General features: G+C 67.8%; 4 protein-coding genes and 1 pseudogene. 3 read left to right on the forward strand and 2 right to left on the reverse strand.

The features are described from left to right. Nucleotides 1-87: 87 nt before the first annotated feature. Nucleotides 88-177 (reverse strand): annotated as a pseudogene (locus AC08OT_RS18620) (SAM-dependent methyltransferase); the annotation flags it as partial. Between the two features lie 268 nt (nucleotides 178-445). Between AC08OT_RS18620 and AC08OT_RS18625 the strand changes: the two are divergent. Further along, nucleotides 446-1,099: a hypothetical protein gene (locus AC08OT_RS18625; RefSeq protein ID WP_476594441.1), complete on the forward strand. Its 654-nt coding sequence runs from the start codon at nucleotides 446-448 to the stop codon at nucleotides 1,097-1,099. 78 nt (nucleotides 1,100-1,177) lie between these two features. On the opposite strand, the gene AC08OT_RS18630 is transcribed toward AC08OT_RS18625, so the two are convergent. Continuing rightward, nucleotides 1,178-3,853: an FUSC family protein gene (locus AC08OT_RS18630; RefSeq protein WP_476594442.1), complete on the reverse strand. Its 2,676-nt coding sequence runs from the start codon at nucleotides 3,851-3,853 to the stop codon at nucleotides 1,178-1,180. Between the two features lie 482 nt (nucleotides 3,854-4,335). Between AC08OT_RS18630 and AC08OT_RS18635 the strand changes: the two genes are divergently transcribed. Together AC08OT_RS18635 and AC08OT_RS18640 are read left to right on the forward strand one after the other, a co-directional pair. Next, nucleotides 4,336-4,815 (forward strand): DUF6544 family protein, encoded by a 480-nt coding sequence (locus tag AC08OT_RS18635; protein ID WP_476594443.1) that lies wholly within the window; start codon nucleotides 4,336-4,338, stop codon nucleotides 4,813-4,815. 441 nt (nucleotides 4,816-5,256) lie between these two features. Beyond that, a complete protein-coding gene (locus AC08OT_RS18640; RefSeq protein ID WP_043591342.1) occupies nucleotides 5,257-5,571 on the forward strand; it encodes a hypothetical protein in 315 nt (104 codons plus the stop codon). The last annotated feature ends 162 nt before the right edge of the window (nucleotides 5,572-5,733 follow it).

The raw sequence follows: 5,733 nt of genomic DNA on the forward strand, positions 1-5,733 counted from the left end.
GATCAAATGATCAACTTATTTAATGACGATCCCCTACTTCCCCGTTATCGGTAGGTAGGACCGCGCGAAACCTTCAAAAGTCAGATCATCCGAGGCCTCGCGGTCCACCGGGTGGTTGTCCTTGCCGCCCATCCAGTAGTTTCAGATCCGAGCTGAATGCGGCGTCGCCGTGTCGATCTTCGGATGGTCCGTCGGGTTCCCGGTGCCATTGTGCTGCTCAGCTACGTCTCTCCTTACGCTGGCTCGGCCGGGTGCACCCGGCGAAGCAGGAAGATCCAGACGGAATGTGGCCTGTGGGCCAGCCTCGGCTGCCGATTTGAGGGTATAGCTATCGCAAATGGCGGCGGATCAACTACCGGGACATGTACTCTCAACCGGCCTGGTCGGTCGATTTGACGCGTCCGGGCCCGCGTCCTTCTATAGCTTCATGACTATGGGTAGTCAGTTGATTCGAAAGGTGTTGCTGCCCGCCGTCGGGCTGGGGGTCCTGTCGGCGCTTGCCGCGGCACCCGCGGCCGCCGGCGGTGGCCGGGGCGGGCCGACGCCCGGCTCCGGCGCCGCGGAGACCTTCCTTCAAGCGACACTCATGCCGTTGAACCATTCCGGCGCCCACAGCACCGCTACCGCGATTCTGCGGGGCGACCAACTTACCATCTCGATCTCCAGTCGCGGGCTGGCGCCGGGTCTGCCGCACGCGCAGCATATCCATATCGGTGGCCGCCATGTCTGCCCACCGCCGGACGTGACCGGCACCGGCGTCCACGGCCGCTTCCGGACCGTCGACGGCAAACCGTGGCGTGGCCCGGTCGCGGTGTCGCTGATCACGTCCGGCGACACCAGCCCGGCCAGCGAGGTGGCGGTGGCGAGGTTCCCGGTTGGGAATGCGACCTACCACCGCACGTTCACGGTCACCCCGGCGGTAGCCGCGCAGTTGCGGGCCGGTGAGGGCGTGATCGAACAGCACGGCGTCGATTTCAGCCACAACGGCCGCTACGATGGCCCCGGCCGCAGCGAGCTCAATCCGGCCCTGCCCGAGGAGGCAACCGACCCGGCGGCCTGCGGCAGGCTCGTCCCGACGGCCGGCGGCACGCCCAGGTGAACTGATCGACCGTCGTGGCGCAGGTGGGACACCTGCGCCACGACGGGCAATCGTAACGAAGTCGGCGAACGGATCGGTTCACCAGCGTGGCGTCCGGCGAGTCCGCCGGGGTCGTACGCCGGCCGCCCAGCCGCGGCTCCCAGCGGGGCCCTGGTGCACGAGCGCCATGCCCGCGTCGGTGAGCATCGGTTGCAGACCACGCAGGATGTCGAGATAGGTCGCGCGTGCTGCGAGCGCCACGCCGGCGCGCAGTTCCGGGCGTCGGTGCGCGGCGGCGCCATGACGCACCACGGCCAGCGCCGCCATGCTGGCCGAGCCGGGACTGGGGTTCGGGTCTGCCGGTGGCGGAGGCTTGCCGTCGCCGAGTGCCTCGGCGAACCGCAGGTACCAGTCGCACAGCTCGGTCGTCTCCACCATGACCGCTTCCTGGGCGGCGGCCAGATCGGGCAGCGCGGCGGAGATCTCCATGGTCGAGGCGATCATGCTGACGCCGCCCCCGGCCCGCAGGATGTCCGCCGGCCAGGGCACGTCGCCGGCGTGCAGCAGCTGCGCGGTCCGGCGCAGCCGCAGCGCCCCGCCGACGACGGTCATGAGCGCGTCGACCTCGAGCCGGCCGTCAGGCTGCTCCGACAGGTACTGACGGACCGCGTCGTCGAGCAGCCGCCCGGCGCGGATGGCATCGCGGGCCGCGGCGGCCACCTGCTGGTCCCGGCTGGGACGGCGGAGGGCCGCGTCGTCCGAGCCTGCGGTGTCGGCGCCCTCTGTTCGGGAGGCATCGGCTGTTCGGAAGATGCCCTCTGTTCGGGAGGTGTCGACCGTTCGGGATGTGTCGACCCGGCTCACGAGCGCACCGATGGTATCTGCGGGGCCGTCCGGATGGTCCGACATATCGGTATAGGCCGGGTCCAGCCAGGGCGAGGTCCGCGGCCGGGCGCTGGGCGGATCGTCATCACCGGGTGCCCGCATGACGACCAGGGCGAGGAAGGCCGCGCCCATCCGGTAGGCCGCGGCGGCGCGACGCCGGATGACCGCAGCCGCTCCTCGCGGCCACAGCAGCGCTCCCACGGCCAGGCTCACCCCGAAGCCGATCATGACGTCCTGAATGCGGACCAGCCCCATCCGCCAGCCTAACGGTTCAATGATATTGAAAAGGATGAGGATGGCGACGGTGAAGCCTGCCTGGCCCAGCGCGAAGGACGACTTCCGCCGCATGTAGCCGGCGACGAACACGGCCAGCGGCAGCAGCGGCCACAATATTACGGTGTGGGTGCCGATCAGGGCGACGAACAGGCCACCCACCACAATACCGATCCCGGTGCCCAGCAGGCCCCGCAGGATCGTCGAGCTGGTCGCCACCACGTTCGACCGCAGCACCGATAGGGTACCGAGCACCACCCAGAAGCCGTGCTGCACCTCGGTGTTCTGGGCCAGGGCGACAGCGAGGGCGAGTCCCACGGCGCCGCGGACGCTGTTGCGGAACCACACCGACCGGATGCTGGCATAGCCGGCGGCCAGATCGGTGGCGGCGACGCCTCGCCGGGTGAGCCGCCTTAGCCTGGCGGGCCAGCCCCGCGGCCGCGCCCAGGAGCGCAGCGCCGGTGCCGGCGCGGTCACCTGCAGCACGTTCATCGCCAGCTCTCGGGTCCCCCGGGCCAGTCTGCGCAGCCGGAACGCTTCGGCGATCGCGAGGTCAGCCGACGGCTGCTCCGCCTCGGCGACCACGAGATCATCCGTCTTCTGGGCCGATCGGGCGGTCCACCTGTCAGCGTCCGGCGCCGGCCGGCTGCCTCGCCCCTCCAGGTAGTCCAGCAGGGCTGTGCGCATCCTCCGTTCAGCCCGCTCCAAACGGTCCAGGCCGAGCCGCTCGCCCGGCCGTAGACCGCGGTCGAGTCGATCGGCAGCGGCGGCGAGCGTGGCAGCGGCGGCGGTGTGGATCTCGGCAGCTTCGCGGGGGAAGCATGCCGCCGCGATCCGATTCCGGTCCGCACGCGGTTCGGCGAACGGGACCAACCAGTTGACGTCTACGACGAGATACCCCAGCGCCGCGGTGCGCCCGCCGACACCGCTGGGCCGGTGCGCGGTCTCGGCGAACCTGCGACGCAGGTGGAACACGTCGGTCCAGATCCGGGGAACTTCGTCCGCCCCGGTCCCGTCAGACTGCGGAAAAGGCATGGTTGTCCACGCCACCCCGGCGGCCATCGACCGACACGCCTGAGCCAGTGCGGCACGCAGCCGTGTTGGGGGCCGCTCCGTCCACAGCACCATGGCCGCGGTGACGGCCACCACCATGGCGATCCCCCAGCCGGCGAGCCGTTCCGGAATGGCCGACACCGGGCCAGGCGTCATCACCGACAGGACGAAGGCCATCAGCGTGGCCTGTCCGGCGGCGGCGAAATACGCGTTGAGGACCCCGGAAAACAGCACGATCAGGGCGACCAATGCGGTCACCGGCGCCGCCAGCCAGGGTGTCCGGGAGCACAGTGCGCCGATGACGATGAGCGAGACGGTGATAATCGCGAACGCGACGTAGGCCAACAGCCTGGTCTTGGTCGGCCCGGTGAAGTCGATGAACTCCAGCAGGGTGTAGGCGCCGAACCAGGCGAACAGGCTCAGCCGCACGTCCCCACCAGCCAGATAGGTGACGGCCAGCAGCATGGGGGCGACGAAGGCAACCCGGCCGGCCGCCTTGAGGTTGATCAGCCCGGGGTCGTCGGGGAACGCTCTGGTGAGCCGTCCCAGCCATCCGTCCTGCATCGGCCCCTCCATCTGCCCTGGACCATCGCCGTATCTACTAAACCGTCCTAGCCGAACTGTCCTAGCCGAAGGCCGGTGAATTCGGGGGACCTGAGCACGGTTTGCGGTCCCTGAATCGTGACTGGCTCCCCACAATCCGGCCGCTGCGCAATCATGCGGACCCGGCCTCGGGAACGTTGGTGGCCGCCGCGCTCGCCGGCCGTGTTGTCCTCGAGCAGGGGGACCTACGAGGAGGCTTATCCAGGCCACTCAGTTCAGATGATCTTACCTGTCGGTAGGCGGAGGCCTGGCACGAGGTCATCGACCAGGGGCCGACCATCGTGGCGCGGCTGTCAGCCTGGTCGAGCCATGTTCGCATTCATCCACGGCCTGGAGGCCAACACCGGCGACCCGGCCGAGCCGGAGCGTCCGTTGACCTGGGGTGTCGAGCTGATTGTGCATGGACTTCGATGCTGCGCTCGATGGCCTAGCGCCGAGGGGCCATGCCGGACGGGCCGGATCGGCCCGAGGACGAGGCAGCGGTCGGCGATGCCGACCTCGCCGACCTGCCCATCGCCGACCAGCGGTACCTGCGCCACATGGGAGTCGTTGGCCGTCGGCGGGACTGGTCGTTCCGCGCCCACTTCACCGGGCGGTTCCGGCTCCGCCCCACTATGCGCTGGATGCCCTGCGGGGCCTGGCAGTACAACACCAGCCCTGCCCTGCAGATCGCACGGCTGTTCCGGATACGTATCCGGTTCGGTCCCGTGCCGATGACCGGCTGGGACATCTACCGGCAGAGACACCGTCGGATGCACGGAAAGCTGGCTGGACTGTTCACAGTCGCCGATGGCTCGAGCTCCGAATTCGACGCTGCTCATTGGGTATGGGGCGGGCCTGAGCATTGCCTCCCAGGTAGTCCAGATTCCCTGAGCCGGTCACGACATGAGATGCTTGCATGGGGGAGCCACAGGCAGCGGTGAAGTCCGTCAGGCCAGACGGCGCGGAGAAGATCAATGATGGGTCAGCTGGCGAGGACGCGCCGTGCCGCCCGGACGAGCGTGCGCACGGCGAGTCGTCGGCAAAGCAGACGGCTGACCATCCGCCCATCGTCCGGGATATCTGCCGCTCTGACATGTCGTTCAACCACGTTGTTCAACCGAGATTTCAAGAATCCTATGCAGTACGGCATTTTGTTCCCTTGGTACGAGTTCCATACTGCTGCGGTCGTCTCTTCAACCGGTATGAGGTCGATGTGCTCTGATACGGCTCTCAGGTGCCGGACGTCGGACGCGTGAGGATACATTCATATCGGTTCTCGGGTTTGACGCCGCTCAGCTCGGCTGCGGTAACGTGCCTCCCGTGCTGGCCGGTGCTGGCCGACACACATCCGGGTGTTCTGCTCGAGAGGAGAAAGAGGGAAAATGGCTCAACAGCAGCAGGTGCAGCAGGTGGAACAGCAGCTGCGGCAGAACTGGCGGCAGATTCGTTACCGAATCCTCGACCAGTTCGGTCAGGTGAGCCCGGCGGACCTTGACTCTGCGACGAGCGTCAACGACCTCGTCCAGCGGATCGCGGACAAGACGCACCACAGCGAGCGGTACGTCGAGAACCGACTCCTGGAGCTTGCGGGAGTAGGCGCGGGTGTTCAGGGTGGAGGAATCGCTGGGGAGCGTTTCGCCTCGGGGCTGGGCGGCGAGCAGCAGCAGGGCCAGCCGTTTGGCGGGGGTCAGCAGTAACCCGATAGACGGGTGATCCGACGACACCGGCCGGAACGCGAAACTCCGCCGGGTTGTCGGATGATTACTGGTTCCAGTCGCTCCGGGGATCGTCATTAAATAAGTTGATCATTTGATCTGTGTTTGGGGTTCCCCTGTGATTGCCTCGGTACGGTTATGTCC

This window comes from Frankia sp. CgJB1, assembly GCF_977947065.1.